General features: G+C 44.2%; 25 protein-coding genes. 19 read left to right on the plus strand and 6 right to left on the minus strand.

From position 1 onward, the window contains the following. The first annotated feature begins 3 nt into the window (after positions 1-3). From ugpC to ABXS85_RS14160, 4 genes are read left to right on the plus strand one after another with little or no spacing between them, the layout of a single operon-like run. Positions 4-1,068, plus strand: a complete 1,065-nt coding sequence (gene ugpC / locus ABXS85_RS14145; RefSeq protein ID WP_353667166.1) for a sn-glycerol-3-phosphate ABC transporter ATP-binding protein UgpC — start codon at positions 4-6, stop codon at positions 1,066-1,068. A 7-nt stretch (positions 1,069-1,075) separates the two neighbouring features. Beyond that, the gene (locus ABXS85_RS14150; RefSeq protein ID WP_353667167.1) at positions 1,076-1,822 is read left to right on the plus strand and encodes a glycerophosphoryl diester phosphodiesterase; all 747 of its coding nucleotides are present in this window, start codon (positions 1,076-1,078) and stop codon (positions 1,820-1,822) included. 9 nt (positions 1,823-1,831) lie between these two features. Further along, a complete protein-coding gene (locus ABXS85_RS14155) occupies positions 1,832-2,590 on the plus strand; it encodes a DeoR/GlpR family DNA-binding transcription regulator (RefSeq protein WP_353667168.1) in 759 nt (252 codons plus the stop codon). Positions 2,591-2,596: 6 nt separating this feature from the next. Then, positions 2,597-3,400 carry an HAD-IIB family hydrolase gene (locus ABXS85_RS14160; protein WP_353667169.1) on the plus strand — a complete coding sequence of 268 codons (804 nt, stop codon included), beginning with the start codon at positions 2,597-2,599 and terminating at the stop codon, positions 3,398-3,400. A gap of 4 nt (positions 3,401-3,404) precedes the next feature. Here the strand turns inward: ABXS85_RS14160 and ABXS85_RS14165 are convergent, their stop codons facing one another. Beyond that, a complete protein-coding gene (locus tag ABXS85_RS14165) occupies positions 3,405-4,172 on the minus strand; it encodes an IclR family transcriptional regulator (protein ID WP_353667170.1) in 768 nt (255 codons plus the stop codon). A gap of 125 nt (positions 4,173-4,297) precedes the next feature. On the opposite strand from ABXS85_RS14165, the gene ABXS85_RS14170 reads away from it, so the two are divergent. The 4 genes from ABXS85_RS14170 to ABXS85_RS14185 all read left to right on the plus strand — a co-directional run bounded on the left by ABXS85_RS14170 (position 4,298) and on the right by ABXS85_RS14185 (position 8,262). Then, on the plus strand, positions 4,298-5,482 hold the full coding sequence (locus ABXS85_RS14170; RefSeq protein WP_353667171.1) for a GAK system CofD-like protein: 1,185 nt from the start codon (positions 4,298-4,300) through the stop codon (positions 5,480-5,482). Positions 5,483-5,619: 137 nt separating this feature from the next. Next, complete coding sequence (locus ABXS85_RS14175; protein ID WP_353667172.1) at positions 5,620-6,639, plus strand: response regulator; 1,020 nt, start codon at positions 5,620-5,622, stop codon at positions 6,637-6,639. Continuing rightward, positions 6,636-7,094 (plus strand): hypothetical protein, encoded by a 459-nt coding sequence (locus ABXS85_RS14180; RefSeq protein WP_353667173.1) that lies wholly within the window; start codon positions 6,636-6,638, stop codon positions 7,092-7,094. Before ABXS85_RS14175 ends, ABXS85_RS14180 begins: the two co-directional genes overlap by 4 nt. Before the next feature lie 247 nt (positions 7,095-7,341). Next, positions 7,342-8,262 carry a D-hexose-6-phosphate mutarotase gene (locus ABXS85_RS14185; RefSeq protein ID WP_353667174.1) on the plus strand — a complete coding sequence of 307 codons (921 nt, stop codon included), beginning with the start codon at positions 7,342-7,344 and terminating at the stop codon, positions 8,260-8,262. A 107-nt stretch (positions 8,263-8,369) separates the two neighbouring features. On the opposite strand, the gene ABXS85_RS14190 is transcribed toward ABXS85_RS14185, so the two are convergent. Beyond that, complete coding sequence (locus ABXS85_RS14190) at positions 8,370-9,146, minus strand: exodeoxyribonuclease III (RefSeq protein ID WP_353667175.1); 777 nt, start codon at positions 9,144-9,146, stop codon at positions 8,370-8,372. 117 nt (positions 9,147-9,263) lie between these two features. Between ABXS85_RS14190 and pyrE the strand changes: the two genes are divergently transcribed. Further along, the gene (gene pyrE / locus ABXS85_RS14195; protein WP_353667176.1) at positions 9,264-9,911 is read left to right on the plus strand and encodes an orotate phosphoribosyltransferase; all 648 of its coding nucleotides are present in this window, start codon (positions 9,264-9,266) and stop codon (positions 9,909-9,911) included. Positions 9,912-9,943: 32 nt separating this feature from the next. Here pyrE and slmA read toward each other — a convergent pair whose 3' ends face one another. From slmA to coaBC, 4 genes are all read right to left on the minus strand, one after another. Further along, complete coding sequence (slmA, locus tag ABXS85_RS14200; RefSeq protein WP_353667177.1) at positions 9,944-10,537, minus strand: nucleoid occlusion factor SlmA; 594 nt, start codon at positions 10,535-10,537, stop codon at positions 9,944-9,946. Positions 10,538-10,595: 58 nt separating this feature from the next. Continuing rightward, positions 10,596-11,504: an acetylglutamate kinase gene (gene argB, locus ABXS85_RS14205; RefSeq protein WP_353667178.1), complete on the minus strand. Its 909-nt coding sequence runs from the start codon at positions 11,502-11,504 to the stop codon at positions 10,596-10,598. Positions 11,505-11,839: 335 nt separating this feature from the next. Then, entirely contained in the window at positions 11,840-12,298 is a 459-nt protein-coding gene (gene dut / locus ABXS85_RS14210; RefSeq protein WP_353667179.1) for a dUTP diphosphatase, read from the minus strand. An 18-nt stretch (positions 12,299-12,316) separates the two neighbouring features. Beyond that, entirely contained in the window at positions 12,317-13,537 is a 1,221-nt protein-coding gene (gene coaBC / locus ABXS85_RS14215) for a bifunctional phosphopantothenoylcysteine decarboxylase/phosphopantothenate--cysteine ligase CoaBC (protein WP_353667180.1), read from the minus strand. A gap of 95 nt (positions 13,538-13,632) precedes the next feature. Here coaBC and radC point away from each other — a divergent pair, with 95 nt between their 5' ends. From radC to ABXS85_RS14265, 10 genes are all read left to right on the plus strand, one after another. Beyond that, a complete protein-coding gene (gene radC / locus ABXS85_RS14220) occupies positions 13,633-14,307 on the plus strand; it encodes a DNA repair protein RadC (protein WP_353667181.1) in 675 nt (224 codons plus the stop codon). Between the two features lie 108 nt (positions 14,308-14,415). After that, positions 14,416-15,489, plus strand: a complete 1,074-nt coding sequence (locus ABXS85_RS14225; RefSeq protein ID WP_353667182.1) for a dienelactone hydrolase — start codon at positions 14,416-14,418, stop codon at positions 15,487-15,489. Positions 15,490-15,678: 189 nt separating this feature from the next. Continuing rightward, positions 15,679-15,915 carry a 50S ribosomal protein L28 gene (rpmB, locus tag ABXS85_RS14230; RefSeq protein ID WP_353667183.1) on the plus strand — a complete coding sequence of 79 codons (237 nt, stop codon included), beginning with the start codon at positions 15,679-15,681 and terminating at the stop codon, positions 15,913-15,915. An 11-nt stretch (positions 15,916-15,926) separates the two neighbouring features. Further along, positions 15,927-16,097 carry a 50S ribosomal protein L33 gene (gene rpmG / locus ABXS85_RS14235; protein ID WP_011978459.1) on the plus strand — a complete coding sequence of 57 codons (171 nt, stop codon included), beginning with the start codon at positions 15,927-15,929 and terminating at the stop codon, positions 16,095-16,097. 112 nt (positions 16,098-16,209) lie between these two features. Then, a complete protein-coding gene (mutM, locus tag ABXS85_RS14240; RefSeq protein ID WP_353667184.1) occupies positions 16,210-17,028 on the plus strand; it encodes a bifunctional DNA-formamidopyrimidine glycosylase/DNA-(apurinic or apyrimidinic site) lyase in 819 nt (272 codons plus the stop codon). Positions 17,029-17,236: 208 nt separating this feature from the next. Next, complete coding sequence (locus tag ABXS85_RS14245; protein ID WP_353667185.1) at positions 17,237-18,226, plus strand: BMP family ABC transporter substrate-binding protein; 990 nt, start codon at positions 17,237-17,239, stop codon at positions 18,224-18,226. A gap of 218 nt (positions 18,227-18,444) precedes the next feature. Then, positions 18,445-20,001, plus strand: a complete 1,557-nt coding sequence (locus ABXS85_RS14250) for an ABC transporter ATP-binding protein (RefSeq protein WP_353667186.1) — start codon at positions 18,445-18,447, stop codon at positions 19,999-20,001. Further along, entirely contained in the window at positions 19,998-21,119 is a 1,122-nt protein-coding gene (locus ABXS85_RS14255; protein WP_353667187.1) for an ABC transporter permease, read from the plus strand. Before ABXS85_RS14250 ends, ABXS85_RS14255 begins: the two co-directional genes overlap by 4 nt. 12 nt (positions 21,120-21,131) lie before the next feature. Beyond that, complete coding sequence (locus tag ABXS85_RS14260) at positions 21,132-22,100, plus strand: ABC transporter permease (protein ID WP_353667188.1); 969 nt, start codon at positions 21,132-21,134, stop codon at positions 22,098-22,100. Then, positions 22,101-22,505 (plus strand): cytidine deaminase, encoded by a 405-nt coding sequence (locus ABXS85_RS14265; RefSeq protein WP_353667189.1) that lies wholly within the window; start codon positions 22,101-22,103, stop codon positions 22,503-22,505. It abuts the gene before it with no gap. Positions 22,506-22,509 lie beyond the last annotated feature (4 nt).

A 22,509-nucleotide genomic window follows, 5' to 3' on the forward strand; every position in this document is an offset into this window, starting at 1 on the left:
TAAATGTCGGACGTTATATTAAAAAACATTGGCAAGACTTACCCAAATGGTTATCACGCGATCCCAAGCATTGATCTGACCATTGAAGAAGGCGAGTTTATCGTTTTAGTTGGGCCATCAGGTTGTGGTAAATCGACCTTGTTACGCATGGTGGCAGGGTTAGAAAGCATTACGCAAGGTGATCTCATGATCAAAGGCGCTAAGGTAAATGAGAAGGAACCTGCCGATCGTGACATTGCTATGGTGTTTCAAAATTACGCCCTTTACCCTCATATGACTGTCTATGCCAATATGGCGTATGGTCTTAAAAATCGTGGTACCAGTAAGGAAGTGATTGCTGAAAAAGTCCATGCGGTTGCCAATATGCTGGGCTTGGAGGAATTATTAGAACGTAAACCCAAACAATTGTCTGGTGGACAGCGACAGCGAGTAGCAATGGGGCGTGCTATGGTGCGTGATCCCAAAGTGTTTTTATTCGACGAACCTTTGTCGAATTTGGATGCCAAATTAAGGGTGCAAATGCGTGTGGAAATACGCCAATTACAGCGCAAATTAGGTACCACTACTTTGTATGTTACGCATGATCAGGTTGAAGCCATGACACTGGCCGATCGACTGGTGGTGCTGAACAAAGGCAAAGCAGAGCAAATTGGCACGCCGATGGACTTGTACAATAAGCCTGCCACGCCCTTTGTCGCTGCCTTTATTGGCTCACCTGCAATGAATTTGATTACTACCAATTTGGACGAACAAGGCATTCGTTTATCACCGGACTTGAGTTTGCCTTTGGTGCATCAGCATAGAGGAAGTGTCATATGGGGTATTCGTCCTGAGCATTTGGAAGTCGTGGATGAGCAAAATGCGGATTTCGCTTTGCGCATTCAAGCGGTAGAATCTCTTGGCGCGGAAACCCTAGTGCATGGCACTTTGGATTTGGGCGTAACACAAGAGTCAATGGTGGTGCGTTTGTCTGGCCCTCATTGGCCAGAAATAAATTCGTTACTGTGGCTGAAAGCGCCGCTGGCACATTGGCATGTTTTTGATGCAGTGACTCAACAACGTTTGTGAGAAAAGTATGACGACTAATACCGTCTTAGACACCAAAGTTATGGGGCATCGTGGCGCGGCTTTATTGGCACCAGAGAATACCTTGTCTTCTATTCGTGCAGCGGCTAAAGCGGGTGCAACTTGGGTCGAGATAGATGTGTATCTGATTGCTGAGGGTGGTTTGGTGATTTTCCATGACGATACCTTAGAGCGTTGCACCAACGGCGCTGGCGAGACTCGTTTGGCCTTGCCAACAGAGGTGGCAAAATTGGATGCAGGCGGTTATTTCTCCGCGGAATTTGCAGGTGAAAAAGTGCCAACTTTGATTGAAGCCTTAGCATGCGTTCAGTCATTGGGCCTTGGCTTAAATCTGGAAATCAAACATGATGGGGCTGATGTTGAAAACATTGTCCCGGCTGTGATGGCAGTGTTGCGAGAGCATTGGCAAGACAATAATAAACTCATTATTTCGAGTTTTAACCACTCGGCCTTGTTGTTGTGTTATGAGATTGCAGATGGGCGTCATCTGGCACAACTGTATGAAGCCATTCCAGATAATTGGCAAACAGAATTAGAAAATATTCAAGCCTACAGTTTGAACTGTGATTACTCTTTATTAACTAAAGAGCAAGCACAGGCGGTAAAGGCAGCGGGTTATAAGTTGTTGTGCTATACCGCGAATGATGCTGATTCTGTTGCTGACCATTGGGATTGGGGAATGGATGCTGTAATTACGGATGACCCAAATAAATTTGCCGCCATGATGGCAGTATAAGGGCAGTTTGTGGTGTTAAGTGATCGTCAAAATCAGATTCTTAATTGGGTACAACAAGAAGATGCTTTGTTGGTGGATGAGATGGTGGCGCATTTTAATGTGTCATCACAGACCATTCGTAAGGACATCAACTTACTGGCGGAACGTCATCTAGTTCGTCGTACTCATGGTGGGATCGCACCTTTATCCAGTTCAGAGAATTTGCCATTTGACCATCGACAGCTGCTAAATGGCGATGCTAAGGGCAAGATAGCCGCCGCAGTGACAGACGTTATTCCAGACGGTGCTTCTGTCTTCTTGGGGATAGGCACAACCGTAGAGTATGTGGCGAAAGCACTTATGCAACATCAAAACCTACAGGTATTTACCAATAACCTAACCGTCGCCAGCATTTTTGGTGGGCAGCCAAATATTCGTGTGCGCGTGCTTGCTGGTAAATTACGTCATCAACATTACGATCTAGTGGGGGAAGAAACCCTTGCAGGCCTAAGGCAATATTATTTTGATTATGGCGTGCTGGGCTGCGGTGGCTTGGACGAAGCGCAAGGCATATTAGATTTTGATCCAGAAGAAGCTGCCGTGAGTCGCGTGCTGGTGGAACAAAGTCGACATACTTTGTTGGTGGTGGATAAACACAAGTGGGGACGCAAGGCTTCTGCAAGAGTGCACAATTTTTCTTCGATTGATCAAATATACACAGATGAACTGACAGAAAAACAAAGTCAATTACTCAAGCTTCACGGGGTGAAGATAACACTTTGTCATTAGGAGGCCATGCCTATTTCTTCTCTTTCAGCGCTGACAAAGCAGGATTGTCAGCAGATACGTTTTATTCTAACCGATTTTGATGACACACTGACGTGGCAAGGGCAATTGCCTGTTGCTACTTTACAAGCCTTGTCTGAATTGTCTGAACAAGGCATAAAAGTCATACCCGTTACCGGTGGCTGTGCGGGTTGGTCTGACATGATTGCCCGCGCTTTGCCGGTGGAAGGCGTGATTACCGAAGGTGGGGCTTGTTTTATTGGTCGTGATGAAAACCTTGGTTTGAACTATCAATTTTGGCGTGATGAAGCGCTAATGAAGACCAATAAAGAAGAGATTTTACAACAGGTTGAAGAAGTGCTGACGGCGTTTCCAACATTACGTTTGGCGCGGGATCAGGCGTATCGCTTAACCGATGTGGCAATTGATTATGCGCAAGATGTACAGCCCCCAGCGTTAGCAGAAAAAGAGCAATGTCTTAGTAAACTGCTTGAGCTTGGCTTAAACGCTCGGGCCAGTTCGATTCATATTAATGTGTGTTCACCCGGCTATGATAAGTTTTCGATGGCACAACGGGTTCTCAAAAACATCTATGGTTTGAGTCAATCAGAACAGCAACAACAAGTATTGTATGTGGGGGACGCACCAAATGATGAAAGCATGTTTGCGCGTTTTCCATTGAGCGTAGGAGTGGCAAATATTGCCCATCATCTTGCGCAAATGACACATCATCCTAAGTTTCAAACGAGCCAACCTGGAGGCTTAGGTTTTGCTGAATTGGCGGCAAGGATTTTAGTTTCTCGGCGTGAGTAACTATTTAATCGCAAGCCCCTAGACGTTTTGAAATGTCATCGGCAGCACTTTTCACCAGCCCTTTCATCGTCTCATAGCTTGCATCGTCGGTACGAAAAGCCGGTGCGGTAACACTGATGGCGGCAACTACTTGGTGTCGAGCGTTGAATATGGGGGCAGCCACACATTTAATACCTATTTCATGCTCTTCAAGGTCCAGTGAAATGCCAGTGTCTTTTATTTGCTGTAAATTGCCTTCCAGGGCCTGTGGTGTTGTCAGTGTGTGCTCGGTATGACGAATAAAATTTTGCTGATGAATAATATCTTGTTGTTTTGCTTCAGGCAGATAGGCCAAAATGGCTTTGCCGACACCAGTACAGTAGACGGGGCCTTTTTTACCTACGGCGGAATATAGGCGCAGACTCTTAGGGCTTTCTAGTTTGTCTATGTAGATGACTTCGGCATCGTCCAGAACCGCTAAATGTATGGTTTCTTGCGTACTGGACCAGAGGTCTCGCATAGGCGCTGCGGCGACATCACGAATGTCTAAGTTGGCCCAAGTACGATGAGCAAGCGCCAGTAAACCATAGCCCGGGTAATAGGCTTGCTTGTGTTCATCAAATCGCACTAGACCATGCTCAAGTAGGGTATTCAGCTGGCGATGAGCAGTGGCTTTAGGCAATTCAGATAAGTCGACAAGCTCAGCAAAGCGTAGTGGGACAGGAGAAGTGCAAACATGATTCAACATGGTCAATGCCTTACTTAGGGAAGAGCCAGCTGGTTTTTTTTCCATCATCATTCCTGTCTGTAAACGTGTTATTGTAAGTATGGTGTTATCTTAACTTAACACTGTCGGATGAGAGAAGGTATTTTAAAACCCTTGTGCGTTTCTTGGGGTAATTGAATGGAGTGGTTAATATGGCAGATGCTTTACGTGTCTGGCGACGCATGGTGATGCCAGACTTGGTGCGTGTGCATCGTTATAAAAGCTTGCCTGAGCAAGGTCCTAAAGTTCTGTTTTTTAGTGGTGGTTCGGCGCTCAATAAAATCAGTCGAGTGTTTAAAGAATACACCCACCATTCTATCCATTTGGTCACACCGTTTGATTCAGGCGGTAGCTCTGCTCGCCTTCGTGATGCGTTTGACATTCCTGCTGTTGGGGATTTGCGCAGTCGTTTGATGGCACTGGCGGATGAAACCGTAATGGGACAACCGGAAGTGTATGCCTTGTTTACACATCGTTTAAGCAGTGCGCAAAGTGCTGCGGAATTAAGGCTGCAATTAAACGCCTTAGTGGCAGGTGAACACGAGTTAATCGCTTGTATTCCCAATCCGATGAAGGCCTTGATTCAAACGCAACTGGCAGTGACACAGCAGAGCATTGACGATACTTTTGATTTGCGCGGTGCCAGTATAGGCAATTTGATTATGGCTGGTGGTTATCTCAATAATCAATATCAGCTGGATCCAATTGTATTTTTATTTTCTAGGCTTATCAAAGCATTGGGTGAAGTAAAAACAACCATAGATGCAGACCTGCATCTGGGAGTAGAATTAGAGAATGGCGATGTTGTCTTAGGGCAGCATAATATTACGGGTAAAGAGACTTCATTATTATCCAGTCCAATTAAACGCATGTGGTTGAATAAGGGGCTCAAAAAAGCCTCTCCTACTACTTGCCATATCGCTGATGATCGCATTGATGCAATTGCAAGTGCGGACTTGATTTGTTATCCACCGGGAAGTTTTTATAGCAGCTTGTTGGCGAACCTCATGCCACAAGGTGTGGGACGAGCTATTTGTCAAAATCCTAACCCGAAAGTGTATTTGCCAAATTTAGGAACAGACCCAGAGCAATTGGGTTTATCGTTAAACGAGCAAGTGGAGCGACTGATTGCGATTGTGTTAAACGATGTTCCTGAACTGGCCAGTTATGCTGCCTTGGATTACTTACTGCTGGATGATCGTTATGATTATGGTGATGTGGATTTTGATAAATTAGTTCGTTTGAATGTTGCGGTGATTAAAACGCCATTAATTACTCATAAGCCTGAAAAATATGACGAGGGATTAGTTACAAAAGCTTTGTTGTCCTTGGTATGAAGCAGATGTTTTGAATAAGGTGTGCTACTTTTTTTAGTGAAAGGGATAAAAAAAATTACGTGACGTAACACTTTTGTGTTATTCGAAACATCACTTTAGCTGTCATAGTAGTGATACTTGATTATAAGAGAGCTGTCATGAGTACAAAAGTACTGATATGTGATGATTCAAGGATTGCAAGGAAGCAGCTGGCAAAGGTATTGCCAAATGACTGGAACGTCGAAATTGAATTTGCTGAAAATGGACAAGACGCGCTGCAGCAGATAGCAGCGGCGTCTTTTGATATATTGTTTTTAGATTTGAATATGCCGGTTAAAGACGGCTATGAAACCCTCGAAGCTTTGCAAGGTGTGGCTGGTGCGCCTGTGGTCATTGTAGTGTCTGGTGATGTTCAGCCAAAAGCCATTGAGCGAGTAAAAGCAATGGGGGCGGCGGCTTTTCATAAAAAGCCTGCATCGTCTGAGGATATTCGTGAGTTGCTTTTGGATCTGGATTTGCTAACGCAGCAAAACCAATTGACGCAACCCGTATCGCGACCGCATGAAACAGCAGCGGAAAGTTTCAGTCTGCAAGACACCCTACAAGAAGTGTCTAATATTGCTATGGGGCGCGCTGCCAGCGCTCTGGCAGAAATGCTTAATGTGTTTATTAAGTTGCCTGTGCCGCAAGTCAATATTTTAGAAGTGAGCGAGTTGCAAATGGCGCTGGAATACAGTGTTAAAGAAGACAGTTGCTCAGCGGTCGCTCAAGGTTTTGTCGGGTCTGGCATCGCCTTTGAAGCTTTGCTCATTTTTAATGACTCCAGTTTCCCTGATATGGCTCAGTTGCTCGGTATGTCTCAAGACTATTCGCGTGAGTCTGAGACAGAGTTGCTGATGGATGTTTCATCGGTTTTGGTCGGGCCATTTATGTCGGCGGTGGGTAAACAGCTTAATATTGATTTTAGTCATGGTCACCCCACCTTGCTGGGACAACATGTCAAAATTTCTGACCTAATTAATGTGAAAAAGACCACGTGGAAACGTACCTTAGCGGTGGAAATTGTTTATGAGGTGGAAAACTATCAAATTAATTGTGATTTGATGTTGCTGTTCACCGAAGATTCTGTGCCTACCCTAGAGCATTTGTTGTCATTTTTGGCTGAGGACGAAGAATGAGTAATCAAGCCGATGGATTAGCCGATTTTCATTGGATGTTTGATCTTTTGCATCATATCGATGTGGGGTTGGTGGTGTTGGACCAAGAATACAGGGTGCAGTTGTGGAACAGTTTTATGGAGAATCACAGTGGTGTGAGTTCTTCTATTGCTAAACAACAGTCCATCTTTAGTATTTTTTCTGATCTTGATGCAGATTGGCTAAAGCAAAAAATAGATAATGTATTTGGTTTAAAAACACCCATCTACATTTCTTGGGAGCAGCGACCCTATTTGTTTGAGTTTAAATGCTATCGTCCTTTGACGAGTATTGCTGACAACATGTATCAAAATGTGGCAATTCGCCCTATTTCTGGACCGGATGGTAGGATTAAGCAAGTGTGTTTGGTGGTGTACGATGTGACTGATGTGGCCACTAATAAAATGGCCTTTGATGCGGTGCGACAACAATCTTAACTAGTATCTTTTATAAGCTTTTTATAAGACTGCTTCACTTTTAAGTGATTTTTTAGGAGCGGTTTTGGTCTAAAAGTCTTTGATATGGCTATGATTATTTTGTTGGTTTAGGTTTTCTGTGCTGATCATATGTTTTCACTTTAACTATGAACTTTTTTCTCCGAATTTTCGACATAAGCACAAACTATTGTAATCGTCATTTGTGGGGTTACTATGTGCGTATGAGAAATAGCATCTGGAGTGATAAATGAACGGCCAACTGATGAATGAGTTGGAAGAGTTAGGGGGAGAGATACGTCCCGCAAGCTTAAAAAAATGCGATGAAATCATCGTAGATCAACCTGGCTTTACCGCCGTTATCGCCTTATGGGGTGGTCATCTGGTTAGCTTTATTCCCTCTGGGCAGCCCGACCTTTTGTTTCAATCAGACAATCAAGGTGGCGAAGGCCGTTTTGGACGTCGTCATTTTGGTGTGCCTGTTTGCTGGCCCTGGTTTGGTGCAAATGAAGACGAAGAAGATTATCCAGCCCACGGTTTGGCACGATACTTCCGCTGGCAGTTCATTGAAGCAGGGCGTTTCAAAAATGGCGATGTGAAAATTGTTATTCGTTTGGCGTCCGAAGATCATCCTTTGATTGAAGAAATGTGGCCCCAAGCGTTTGAACTGCGTCAGGTATTTCGCTTTTCCAGTAAAGGCTTTCGCATTAACTTTACTGCTGCAAACCTATCTGATAAGCCCATGCCAGTGAGTGAAGCCTTACACACTTATTTTCATGTAGGTAATAATAAAACAGCGCAAGTGCATGGCTTAGATCAAATCACTTACGTGGATAAATTTAACAGTGGTCAAACAGTGGTGCAACAAGGGGAGGTTTCACCTTGTCATTATATGGATCGAGTCTATTTAGATGCTCCACAGGAATGTGAAATTCATGACCCTGATTTAGGGCGACGTTTGCAGATTCAAACCGAAGGCAGTGCCAGCACCATTTTATGGAATCCAGGTGATGAATTGGCAAAACAACGCATTGACATGGAAGATGCGGATTACCAGCGTTTTGTTTGTGTGGAAGCGGGTAATGCCTTGTCTAATGCTTATAAAATTGCACCAGGTGACATTCATCAGTTAAAACTTAAGGTAAAACACAAGCCGCTGAAAGAAGACTAAATTGTCAATTAAAGTGTTTTCTGTTTTATCCATAAGGCTTCACCTGCAATAAAAAACCGCTGTCAGTATTAAGCTGACAGCGGTTTTTTTACGCATCGATAAATTTCTTAGTCGATGTTGTATTCCATTATCAAAGGCGCGTGATCCGAGAAACGCTGACCTTTGTAAATGGTGCCACCTTGGATCAGGTTCTTAAGACCAGGCGTGGCGATTTGGTAGTCCAAACGTCCGCCTTCGTCCAATTTCCAAGCTCGTTCGTAATCCGGCCACCAAGTGTATTGTTTATCTTGTTTGTTGACCTGACGGAAAGCGTCAATGTATTCCAATTCATTGAAAATTTCATTAATCCATTTACGCTCTTCTGGTAAAAAACCAGAATTACGCTGATTAACGAACCAGCTACTCACATCAATCGGTGAACGAGCCACATTGGCGGTGCCACAAAAGATGAATTCACGACGTTTACGGCGCGTTTTTACTAAGTGATTTTTGAAGCCTTCCATGAAGCGATATTTATGCTCTTGCAATGCTTCTTCATGATTTGAGCCATGTGGCGTTAAAAAAGCACCTATACTGACTTTATCAAAATCAGCTTGGATAAAGCGGCCTTCAAAATCGCATTCAGGAAAGCCCATACCTGTCATTATGGCCTTTGGCATGCTTTTACAGTAGATGGCTACGCCTGCTTGATCAGGTGTTTCCATTGAATCAAAAAAATAGGTGTTGTACTCGGGTGGAAAGAAAACACTGTCGTTTAGACTGCGTTCATCCGCCTGTATATCTTGCAGACATACAACATCCGGGTTCTGACGAACCATCCATTCAAAAAAGCCGCGATCGGCTGCTTGCTTTATACCGTTTACATTAAGGCTGATGACCTTCATTTCTGGTCCCTACAATTCCTAGCCGTGTGTTATATTAGCGCCTATCCTAAGTTAGCATGGCTTTTTAAACCACTTTGGTGAGGCTATGTTGTGAATTTTTATCTTTCTGGAGTCGGCATGAAACCTTACCAAAGAGACTTTATTGAATTCGCCATCGAACAAAATGTATTGCGTTTTGGCGAATTCACACTTAAATCAGGCCGCGTAAGCCCATACTTTTTTAATGCTGGCTTATTCAATTCTGGCCAAGCATTGGCCAAGTTAGGCCGTTTTTACGCTGCCTCTCTCATGGAAGCAAATGTTCCATTCGATGTTTTGTTCGGCCCTGCGTATAAGGGCATTCCATTGGCAACCACGACAGCTGTCGCCTTGTATGATCACCATAATTTAGATACACCATACGTATTCAACCGCAAAGAAGCAAAAACTCACGGTGAAGGTGGTTCTCTTGTGGGTGCGGCATTGCAAGGTAACGTCATGATAATTGACGACGTTATTACTGCCGGCACCGCCATTCGAGAAGTTATGGCCATTATCCAGCAGGCCAACGCGGCGCCTGCTGGTGTGCTGATTGCCCTGGATCGTCAAGAACGAGGCCAAGGAGACTTATCGGCCATCCAAGAAGTCGAACGTGACTTTGGAATGCCAGTCATCAGCATTGTTTCTTTAAATGACATCATGACCTACTTGGCTGAACAGGATTCCCCCGAATTTGCTCAGCATTTGGACGCGGTGAAAGCCTATCGCGACCAGTACGGTATTTAATCACTTTGCTAAGGTTCGAAGTTGGTCGGGCCTTAGCGATTTTCCATCAAGTTATGTGCCAGTAATGGCCATTGTTCTTGCCAAGCTTCCATTGGCTTAGTTTTAAATTCACTGCGCACGTAATGACGAATTTTACCTTCAATCACGGCGATTAAAAAATCTGCGCTTGGTGCCACACCTATTTTACTGCGCAAGCCTTGTTTTAAATCTGCCTCGCGAATCACTTGTTTAAGTTGGGTTTCCACACGATCAAATAATTGAGCAATGCGCACGCGTAAGCGTTCGGTTTCGCCCGACAGTGCATCTGCCGTCAGCAAACGGCACATGCCAGGATTTTGCTGGGCAAAATGCAATATCAGCGTCATGATCATGTCAATGCGTACCACTACATCTGATTCATCTTGAACAATGCGATTAATGCGGGAAAATAGGGTTTCCTCAATAAATTCGATCAAACCTTCAAACATTTTGGCTTTACTTGGGAAGTGACGATACAAAGCCGCTTCTGAAACGCCCACTTGTTTGGCCAGTGCCGCCGTTGTAATACGAGCACCTGGGCTGCTTTCCAGCATTAGCGCCAATGCTTGTAAAATTTGTGTGCGGCGATCGATTTTTTTATTGCTCATGGTCTTTTACCCATTTATAAGCTGATATCTTTTTGTATCTTATAGACAGGGAGAGTGACTAATCACTCGCCTTATTATTGGTTATCAATGTGCCTACGCCCGTGTCGGTAAAGATTTCCAATAGGGTCGCATGTGGCACTCGACCATCAATGATATGCGCGCTAGTGACGCCTGCATTGACTGCGGACAAGGCACAACTGATTTTCGGTAGCATGCCGCCATAGATGGTGCCATCGGCAATCAGTGCGTCAACTTGAGCTGTGCTGAGGCCAGTTAATACTTTACCTTCTTTATCTTGTACGCCGGAAATGTTGGTCAATAACATCAATTTTTCTGCACCTACGGCTTCGGCAACTTTGCCCGCAACTAAATCTGCATTGATGTTATAAGCATTGCCTTCGTCATCGACACCAATAGGAGCTATCACAGGAATCAGATCACTGCTTTCAAACAGCTTAAGGAAATTAGTATCTACGTTCGCTACTTCGCCAACATGACCAATGTCGACTTGTTCTGGTACGCTTGCGCCTTCTGCTTGTTGTTTCACAAAGAGTTTTTTTGCTTTGATAAAACGACTGTCTTTACCTGTTACCCCAATGGCACGACCACCAGCTTCACAAATCAGGTTAACGATTTCTTTGTTAACCTGACCGCCAAGGATCATTTCCACCACGTCCATAGTCGCGGTGTCGGTAACGCGCATACCATTGATAAACTTTGATTCAATGTTCAACTTAGTCAACATGTGGCCAATTTGTGGGCCACCACCGTGTACCACAATTGGATTGATACCTATGGCTTTCATTAACACTATATCGCGCGCGAATCCAGCTTGCAGGGTTTCATCTGTCATGGCGTTACCACCATATTTGATGACTAATGTTTTGCCTGCAAAGCGTTGAATGTAGGGGAGAGACTCACTTAGCACCTTGGCAACGTCTAAAGCAGATTCACGGGAAAAAGCCACGTTTTCATTACTCCTGTTAAACTCATCAAAAGGTATGTCTTAGACTCTGGCTTAGGCTGAGCACACACTGTGAACCTAGTGTGCGTTGCGCTTTATAGATGAAGGCTTGTGTGATTAAGCTAATGACACACAAGGCGGCCAACGAGTGTAAGCAACCACTTAGGGTTGAAATGATAACGTGATCTTAGCGGATTAACTACAGAAAAATGTATGAAAATTACGAACTTCTGACTTATGAAAGTAAAATTACAGGCAGGAATGGGCGATAGTTGAGCTAGGCTGATTAGCAAGAGAGAAAGGGTGAAATTTATTCACCCTTTTTTTACAGCCGCCTATTATTTTGTGCCAGTGTGGCCGAAACCGCCAGCGCCTCGTTCGGTTTCTTCAAACTCCTTCACTATATCGAATTCTGCCTGCACTACTGGCAGCAATACCAGTTGTGCAACACGTTCCCCAGGTTCGATCACAAAACTGGAATTGCCACGGTTCCAGCAAGATACCATGAGCTCACCTTGGTAATCTGAATCGATCAGTCCAACCAGATTGCCTAATACAATGCCATGTTTATGACCAAGTCCTGAGCGCGGCAAAATGGTTGCTGCAAGATTTGGATCTTGAATGTATATCGCTAACCCAGTCGGTATTAGGGTGGTTTCACCTGGCGCTAGCTCAATGGCTTGATCAAGGCAAGCTCGCAAATCTAAACCGGCTGAGCCTTCTGTGGCATAAGTTGGCAGAGGAATGTCTTGGCCAATTTTGTCGTTAACGATTTTTAATTGAATAGCTTGTTTCATGTGTGTCTCTTAATCTGCTTACAAGGATTGAGTGTATTGATAAATATGTTCCACCAGTTGCACTGCCAATTGTTGCTTACTGGCTTTTTCGGGGAACCATGTCTGTTCTTTGCTAATAACAGTGACTTGGTTTTCATCTTGATTAAAACCTATGTCACTGCGTGATACGTCATTTGCAATGATGATGTCTAAACCTTTGCGTTCTAGTTTGCTCTTAGCGTAAGTGATGACGTCTTGTGTTTCGGCGGCAAAGCCCACCATGCATTTTGCGCCTTGTTGTTTAGCAATAGTGGCAATGATGTCTGGGTTTTTAACGAGAGTAAGCTGCAGCTCATCATTGTCAGTTTGTTTCTTCATTTTTTGACTGCTTTGGGACTTCATTTTGAAATCCGCTACCGCAGCAGCACCAATAAAGACATCCGCTTTTTGAATCGTAGCTTGTTGACAAGCTAACAGCATGTCATCTGCGCTCTTTACCTTAATTAAGGTTACACCTTGAGGTGTCTCGAGGGTGACAGGTCCAGAAATCAGGGTCACTTTAGCACCACCTTGTTGTGCTGCTTGTGCCAATGCATAGCCCATTTTGCCGGAGCTGTGGTTGCTGATATAACGAACGGGATCGATCGCTTCCATAGTGGGGCCGGCTGTAATGACCCAATGCTGCCCGGTTAAATTCTGTGGTTTGGAATCTGCCGCCAAATAGTCATTTAAATAGACAAAGATATCCGCAGCTTCGCTCATACGACCGGGACCAATGTCACCACAGGCTTGCGAGCCGTCTGCAGGGCCAATACTGAGTACGCCGCGTTCGGCAAGTAACTTGGCATTGGTTTGAGTAGCAGGGTGTCGCCACATGGCTTGGTTCATCGCTGGGGCCAGTATGATAGGGGCTTCAGTTGCCAAACAAAGTGTCGTTAATAAGTCGTTGGCCATGCCTTGTGCGTAGCGCGCCATAAAATCAGCTGACGCAGGTGCAATGACAATCAAATCCGCCCATTTGGCCAGCTCTATGTGTCCCATGCCAGCCTCTGCCGCTGGATCGAGCAAAGTACTTCTGACTGGATTGGTTGAGATGGCCTGCAATGTCATTTCTGTTACAAAGGCTTTAGCACCTTCTGTCAAAACAACCTGTACTTCTGCTCCGGCTTTGGTGAGCAAACGAATGAGCTCAATACTTTTATAGGCGGCTATGCCACCAGTAATGCCTAATAAAATACGTTTGCTCGTTAGGTTTGACATAAATAACTTCTCAAGTCTTGCTCTGATCTATATTGTTAGTTGTATTGGCAGGAAGCCAATTTGAACTAAGGTTATCACGGATCAGGGAGTAGATCATGAGTATTAAACATTGGCCAGAACAAGATAGGCCACGAGAAAAGTTGATTCAGTATGGTGCATCAACCTTATCGGATTCCGAGTTACTGGCAATATTTTTGCGTACCGGAACACATGGCTTGAGTGCAGTAGAGTTGGCTCGACAATTATTACAACATTTTGGTGGTCTGCGAGCTTTGTTGTCTGCTAGTAAAGAAGAATTTTGCCAAGGCTTTGGTTTGGGGGATGCGAAATACTCCCAGCTACAGGCGGTATTGGAAATGTCTAAACGTCATCTGCAAGAGCATTTAATGCATGAAGCCGTGTTTTCTAGTGCTGAACAGGTGCGTACTTATCTATCCTCTCAATTACGTCATGTGCAAAGGGAAGTGTTTGCCGTGTTATTTTTGGATTCCCAGCACAGATTGATTCGTTATCAAGAGCTGTTTCTAGGCACGATTGATGCGGCAGCAGTGTATCCACGTGAAGTGGTGAAAGCTGCTCTTCAGTTCAATGCCGCTGCGATAATCGTAGCTCATAATCATCCTAGTGGCGTTGCTGAGCCCAGTCAGGCGGATATATTTATTACTTCTCGTATTAAGTCGGCTTTAGATTTGATTGATGTGAGGTTACTTGATCACTTTGTGGTAGGAGATGGAATACCTGTGTCTCTGGCTGAGCGGGGTTTGATTTGAGTTTTTCCTTAATCTAAATGAAGTAGGTCCTTGATCGTGAAAGAGGACGTATTTTTTCATAACTTTTCTAGAATCCCATCATCTTTAGATAGTGCTATAGGTGATGTAATGAAAATTCATAAACTGGTGACTTTGTTTTGTGCAATATTAGTGGGTAGCTCAGGTGTTGTTTTAGCGAATGAATATCGTCTTGTTGGTCTGCAAAATGTTGAAGTGTATTCACCTTCCAGACAGGAAAAAGTCTCGATTAAAGTGTGGTATCCGTCTGCGAGCGTTGGCAAGCCGACTTTGCTTGAATCCAGTCGTATCTTCAAAGGAAGCTTAGTATTAAAAGAGGGAAGGGTTGCCCCTGGTCATTATCCTCTTGTGATTATGTCTCATGGATCAGGCGCCAATAACGACAGTATGGCTTGGTTGGCAATCGCATTGTCACGCTCAGGTTTTATTGTCGCGGCACCGAATCATCCGGGTTCAAGCACAGGGGATTCAACGCCAGTTGATACGCCTAAGTTATGGCAGCGCACCGACGACCTTGCTTTGGTGATGACCTTCTTAACTGAAACATGGTCGGCACGACACAACCTCGATACTACCAAAATTGGCGTCCTAGGTTTTTCCTTAGGCGGCGCTGCCGCTATGTCATTGGTTGGGGCAAAGGTACATCTTGATAAATATGTTGATTATTGTGATAAGTATCCATCTATGGCGGATTGTCACTGGTTTGATTCGCTAATAGGGTATGTGGATGGAAAACAAGTTGCTATGGCACCGTTTGATCTTAGGTTAACTGATAAGCGCAAGTTCGAACAATCGAATTTAGATGATAGGGTTAGAGCCGCGGTGTTGGTGGATCCATCTATGGCATTAGCATTTGAGATGAATCAATTGCGGCATATTGATGTGCCTATGCATTTTATTAACCTTGGGCACCCGAATAAGGTGCCAGTATCTGTTGATGCTAGCTTACTAGCATCAAGCGTTTCTAATGGACAGTTAAATAATGTGTTAGAGGCAACACATTTTAGTTTTTTACCTGAATGTAAGAAAGGCGCAAAAGCCTTTCTAGAAGCAATTGGAGAGGAAGATCGACTTTGTGATGAAGTAGGCATCAGATCGAGAGAGGATTTACATACTGAACTAATATACTTGATAAGACGTGCTTTCAAACGCTCTTTGCTTTAGGGATAGTCAATGAAAAAAGATCGAACTGATCATTTTTTAACAAAAGATTTGCTCTACAGGCTTGGTTATGGGAAAATGCGCGCCGCTATACCTTTGGTATGGGATTTTTTTGAATCATAGGGATTCATGCTCCGCCTGAGGAAGTGAAGCACACTTCCAATAATTTCTGGATAGCAAAAGGGTTTTAATATGTCTCGCGTATGTCAAGTTACAGGGAAGCGTCCTGTTACAGGTAACAACGTTTCTCACTCAAAGCGTCGCACTAAGCGCCGTTTTCTTCCTAACCTTCACTGGCACCGTTTTTGGGTAGACAGTGAAAACCGTTACGTTCGTATCCGTGTATCTTCTAAAGGTATGCGTATTATCGATAAAAAAGGCATTGATGCAGTTCTTGCTGAAATGCGTGCTAACGGCGAAAAAGTATAAGGAACTGAATTATGGCTTCTAAAGGCGCTCGCGATTTAATTCGCATGGTATCTTCTGCTGGTACTGGTCATTTCTACACAACTGACAAGAACAAGCGAAATACTCCAGACAAACTTGAAATGAAAAAGTTTGATCCTGTTGTACGTAAGCACGTTATGTACAAAGAAGCGAAAATTAAATAATTTTTGTTTCTTAAAAAGAGAACCGACTCCATGAGTCGGTTTTTTTGTATCTAGTAGATATACTTTGTTCATTTGGTCAACATTTTGTCTGTTCTAGTTTATGGGGTGATGCATGCCTGAATTACCAGAAGTGGAAACCACTATGCGTGGTATTGAGTCCCATTTGGTGAGTCATAAAATCGCGCAAATAGACATTCGTCAGCCACAATTACGTTGGCTGATTCCCTCCGAATTAAGCCAGCAAGTCGTGGGACAAGAGATTAGCCACTTATCACGTCGTGGCAAATATATAGGTGTTCATACAGATAAGGGCACCATGATTATTCATTTAGGGATGTCGGGCAGTTTGTATTTTGTGCCTGCTAATACGCCACCTTTGTTTCATGATCATGTGGATTTTCGCATTGCAGATGCCGATCATTGGCTGCGATACACAGACCCTCGTCGTTTTGGTGCCATCTTATGGACAACTGAAGATTGGCAGCAGCATGATTTGTTGCGTCATCTAGGGCCTGAGCCTTTGTCCGATGAGTTTGACCTGGATTACTTTTACGCTAAAGCCAAAGGTCGTAAAGTGCCAATCAAAACCTTTGTGATGGACAGTAAAACAGTAGTGGGAGTAGGTAACATTTATGCGAATGAGGCGCTGTTTATGGCAGGCATTCGTCCAACGCGGATGGCAGGAAATATTTCCAAAGTTAGAATGCGTAAATTGCTAGAGTGCATTAAAATAGTGCTTGAGAATGCCATCAAGCAAGGCGGCACCACATTGAAAGATTTTGTGGGTGGTGACGGTAAACCAGGATATTTTAAACAGGAGTTAGCCGTATACGGACGTGCAGGTAAGCCTTGTGTCAGGTGTCAGAAGGTATTGATTGAAGTACGTCAAGCTCAACGCAGTACGGTTTACTGTACCCAATGCCAAACTTGACCTCTTGTTCAATTTAGGCACAAGAATTGCTGTAAATTAGTTTGATTTAGTCAATCAAGTGGAAGTTTTTCGGGTGCCACTCGATGTTTGCGCAAAAACCATGGTTAAAATGTGCATATTTCGTTGCGGTATTGTTTGAATGGGTTTATTTTGACCAGTTAGGCAAGTTTGTATTGCCTAGATTAATTACATAAAAAGAGGAATAGGAATGAAAGGTGTCTTTATTGCGTCAGTTACGGCGTTGGCCATCTCTGCAAGCATGGCTCAAGCAGCTGATCCAGCTGTGGTATATGACCAAGCGGGTAAATTCGATAAGTCTTTTAATGAAGGCGTATACAATGGCGTGAAAAAGTACACGTCTGAATCAGGTATACAAGTTCGTGAATTTGAGCCAAAGAACGAAGCGCAGGTTGAACAAGGTCTTCGTCGTTTAGCAAAACGTGGTTATTCTCCTATCGTTGCGGTTGGTTTTAACATGACATCTGCGGTAGAAAAAGTGGCTAAAGACTTCCCGAACATTCAATTCAGCATCATTGATAGTGTGATCGATTTGCCAAACGTTCAGTCTATTGTTTTCAAAGAACACGAAGGTTCATTCCTAGTGGGTGCTTTGGCGGCCATGGCGTCTAAAACTGATACCGTAGGCTTTGTCGGAGGTATGGATATTCCTCTTATCCGTAAATTTGGCTGTGGTTACGAGCAAGGTGTGAAATACGTTGCTGCTGACGCCACGGTTCTACAGAATATGACAGGTTCGACTGGTGCGGCGTTTAATGATCCAACAAAAGGGTCTGAACTTGCTAAGAGCCAGTTCTCTCAAGGTGTAGACGTTGTCTTTGCGGCGGCGGGCGGTACAGGTATCGGTGTTTACCAAGCGGCGAAAGACGAAGGTAAATTGGCGATCGGTGTAGACTCAAACCAAAATTACTTGCAACCAGGAACCATGCTAACTTCTATGGTTAAGCGTGTTGACCTAGCGGCATACAACACTTACCAGAGCGCTGCTGACGGTTCTTGGAAGCCAGGCGTTGTAGTACTTGGTTTGGCAGAGGGTGGTGTTGACTGGGCGCTTGATGATAATAACGCTAGTTTAGTAACCGCCGATATGAAGTCTAAAATCCAAGATATTCGCAGTAAAATCATCAGCGGTGATATCAAGGTTCATGACTACATGTCAGACAATACTTGTAACTATTAAGTTATAAGAGAAGGCAGTTGTTCGTTTTGGCGGACAACTGTTTTTTTATGCAAAGGACGGCATTCATAATACCTTATTGATTGAGTGTGTAATTGGCAAAGCTTTGTACATAATGTTTTGTTGATGATAAGAGAGACAGGTAAAAGCACATATAGAGTGCTCTCGCTTTAGAGTCGTTCTCTAAGGGTTCCAATTTAAGCAGATGAATAACTTTTGATATGACGAATAATACAGAGCCATTCGCAATTGAATTGCGAGATATCAGCAAACGTTTTGGTGCCGTGCAAGCTAATAAAGACATTAGTTTACAAGTTCCGGCTGGTACTGTTCATGGCATTATCGGTGAAAATGGTGCTGGTAAATCCACTTTGATGAGCATCATTTATGGCTTTTATGAGGCGGATACTGGTTTTATCGAAGTGGGTGGTAAACGAGTTGATATTCGAAGTTCACAAGATGCGATTGACGCTGGCATTGGCATGGTGCATCAGCACTTTATGCTGGTGGAAAACTTCAGTGTACTAGAAAATGTGGTATTGGGTGCAGAGGGCGGTGCTTTATTAAAAGGCGGTTTGGCTGCTGCCAGAGTTGAGTTGCAGCGTCTTGCCAAAGAGTACAGCTTAGACATTGATGTTGATGCCATTGTGGAAGACCTGCCAGTTGGTTTACAACAACGAGTCGAGATTCTAAAAGCACTTTATCGTGGCGCACGCATTCTTATTTTGGATGAGCCTACTGGTGTATTAACACCGCAAGAAGCGGATCATCTGTTTCGTATCCTCAAATCCCTCAAAGAGCAGGGCGTAACTGTATTGCTTATTACTCACAAATTGCGTGAAATTATGGCGTCTACTGACAATGTGTCTGTGATGCGCCAGGGGGAAATGGTGGCTCACCGTGAAACGGCACAGACGAATCCGGAAGAATTAGCTGAGCTGATGGTGGGTAAAAAAGTGCGTCTAAAAGTCAATAAAGATGACGCAAAATCTGGCAATGTGTTCTTATCTGCAAAGAACTTAACTCAGTTTGATAACCAAGGCGTGAAACGTCTAAAAGAAGTGAGTTTAGAATTACGTGCAGGCGAGATTTTGGGTATTGCTGGTGTGTCGGGTAACGGTCAAAGCGAGTTGCTAGACGTATTGTCTGGGATTATGCCAATGGATGAAGGCGAAATTCAGTTTGCTGGCCAAACCATTACGGCAAAAGCCCCGAAAGATGCTGCACAAATGCGTGATTTAAAAATGGCTCACGTACCAGAAGACCGTCATAAAATGGGGTTGGTAACCGGTTTTGAGGCTTATGAAGCGGCGGTATTGGGGTACCACAACTCTTCTTCGTACAATGGCAAGATTTTAATGGATCGCAAAGCCATGTTGGATGAATGTCATGTTCGTATGGCGGATTGGGATGTACGCCCACCTAATCCACATTTAAAAACCGCTAATTTCTCTGGCGGTAATCAGCAAAAAATCGTGATTGCTCGTGAAGTGGAGCAGAATCCGGACGTATTGTTGATTGGTCAACCAACTCGTGGTGTCGATATCGGTGCGATCGAAAACATACACGAACAAATTGTTAAACTAAGAGACTCAGGCAAAGCCATTTTGCTTGTGTCGGTAGAACTGGATGAAATTATGGCACTGAGTGATCGCATCATTGTGATGTTTGATGGGGCTGTGGTCGGTGAGCTTGATGCAAAAGATGCTGACGAACGTACTTTGGGCTTGATGATGGCTAATGCTCATGACAAAGAACAAGAAGGAGCATCAGCATGAGTGAAGCAAAAGTGCCAGCTTGGGTCAATATTGCCCTGATTCCTTTTTTGAACATTTTTTTGGCCTTTATCGTATCGGGTTTAGTAATTTTAGCGATTGGAGAAAACCCACTCGAAGCCGCAGGATATTTGATTTACGGTGCTTTCGGTTATAACGAAGGTATAGGTTACACCCTTTATTATGCAACCAATTTAATTTTCACCGGTTTGGCTGTATCGGTCGCTTTTAAAGGTGGTTTGTTCAACATTGGTGGTGAAGGTCAAGCTTACATTGGTGGTGAAGGTCAAGCTTACATTGGTGGTTTAGGTGTTGGTTTAGTCTGTCTTGCATTGGATCACACCATGCCATTATACGTGATTGCACCTCTGGCGATTTTGGGAGCAGGAGCTTTTGGTGCGGCTTGGGCTTATATTCCAGCTTATCTGCAAGCACGTCGTGGTAGTCATATCGTGATTACGACCATCATGTTTAACTTTATTGCTTCTTCTTTGATGGTTTATTTGATTGTGAACTGGCTAAGAGAAGATGGCCGCATGGTGCCAAATAGTCGTACCTTTGAAGAGAGTGCTTGGTTGCCTTATCTGCATCAATTGCTATCGCCTTTAGGAATCGATATCGGTGATTCCCCTTTAAACTTGGCCTTTTTGCTTGCCTTGATTTGCTGTGTGTTTGTATGGGGTTTAATTTGGCACACTCGTTGGGGATACCAATTGCGTACTTTGGGAACTAATCCAACAGCGGCGCGCTATGCTGGTATTGATACCGCCAAGGTGACTATCTGGGCGATGTTAATCTCTGGTGGCTTAGCAGGTTTTGTTGGTGTTAATGAAATCATGGGGGTAAACCATAACCTATTGCTGAATTTCACAGCGGGTTATGGTTTTGCTGGTATAGCGGTTTCTTTGATGGGACGCAATCACCCTATTGGTATTGTACTTGCCGCGGTTCTGTTTGGTGCTTTGTATCAAGGTGGAGCAGAACTGGCGTTCGAAATTCCAACCATCACACCGGAAATTGTGGTTGTGATTCAAGGTTTGGTCATTTTATTCTCTGGTGCGCTTGAGCATATGTTCAAAGACCGTATCGAAGGTTTCTTCATTCGCAGAGCGTTAGCCTAGGGGACTCACAATATGTTTGAAACATTAATACTCATGTTAGACGCTACCATGCGAGTGTCTACACCGCTTATTTTTGCAGCTTTGGCTGGTTTGTATTCAGAGCGTGCTGGTATTGTTGACATCGGCCTAGAAGGAAAAATTTTAGGTAGCGCTTTTGCAGCGGCAGCCGGCGCGGCTATCTTTGGTTCCGCTTTGATTGGTCTGTGCTTCGGCATCATTGCGTCAGTGTCTTTGGCTATGATCCACGGTTTTGCTTGTATCACACACCGTGGTGATCATATCGTGTCGGGTGTGGCGATCAACACCATAGTAGCCGGTTTAACCGTTACCTTATCAATGGACTGGTTCGGTATGGGTGGCCAAACGCCTACTCTGTCTGGTGACTCTCGCTTCATGTCGATTACTTTGCCGTTTGCTGACAGCTTGGCGAATGTGCCTGTGATTGGTCTGATCTATTCAGAATTGCTCAGTGGTCACAATATTCTAGTGTATCTATCCTTCGTTATGGTGCCAGTGACCTTCTGGGTGGTTTATAAAACACGTTTTGGTTTGCGTTTACGTGCAGTGGGAGAAAACCCTCATGCGGTGGATGCTGCGGGTATTTCTGTTGCCTTTCTTCGTTACCGAGCTCTGATTGTCTGTGGCATTTTGTGTGGTTTGGCGGGGGCTTACTTGTCGACAGCGCACAATGCTGGTTTCTTGAGGGATATGAGTGCAGGTAAAGGTTATATGGCACTTGCAGCCCTAATCTTTGGTAAATGGCGTCCAGTGCCAGTGTTGTTTGCTTGCCTGCTATTTGGTTTCTTAGATGCGGTTGCTGTGCGCATGCAAGGGGTGGTAGTACCTGGTATTGGTGAAGTACCAGTGCAGGCAATTGAAGTATTGCCTTATGTGTTGACCATACTCTTGCTAGCAGGCTTTATCGGTAAAGCGGTCGGGCCAAAAGCCGTTGGTCAACCTTATGTGAAAGAGCGTGGTTAGATGTCAGATGCAAAGCAAAATGAGCTAATAGCGCTAGCAAAAGAAGCGATGAGTAAGGCTTATGTGCCCTACTCTCATTTCACGGTAGGCGCCGCTATTCTTACTGCTTCAGGTGAGCAATATTCGGGTTGTAACGTGGAAAATGCTTCTTATCCAGAAGGTACTTGTGCTGAAGCGGGAGCTATTGCCGCTATGGTGCGTGACGGTCAAACGCAGATTCGTGAAATCTATGTAATGGGAAAAGGGGAAGAATTGGTTACCCCATGTGGTGGTTGTCGTCAGCGTATTCGCGAGTTTTCTTCTACAGACACCATGATTCATATCTGTGGCCCAGAGGGCATTCGTAAATCTTTGTCGATAAACGAATTATTACCTTTTTCGTTTGGTCCAGAAAATTTGGCCTAAGTCA

Source organism: Marinomonas sp. THO17, from assembly GCF_040436405.1.
In the GTDB taxonomy this organism is placed as follows: domain Bacteria; phylum Pseudomonadota; class Gammaproteobacteria; order Pseudomonadales; family Marinomonadaceae; genus Marinomonas.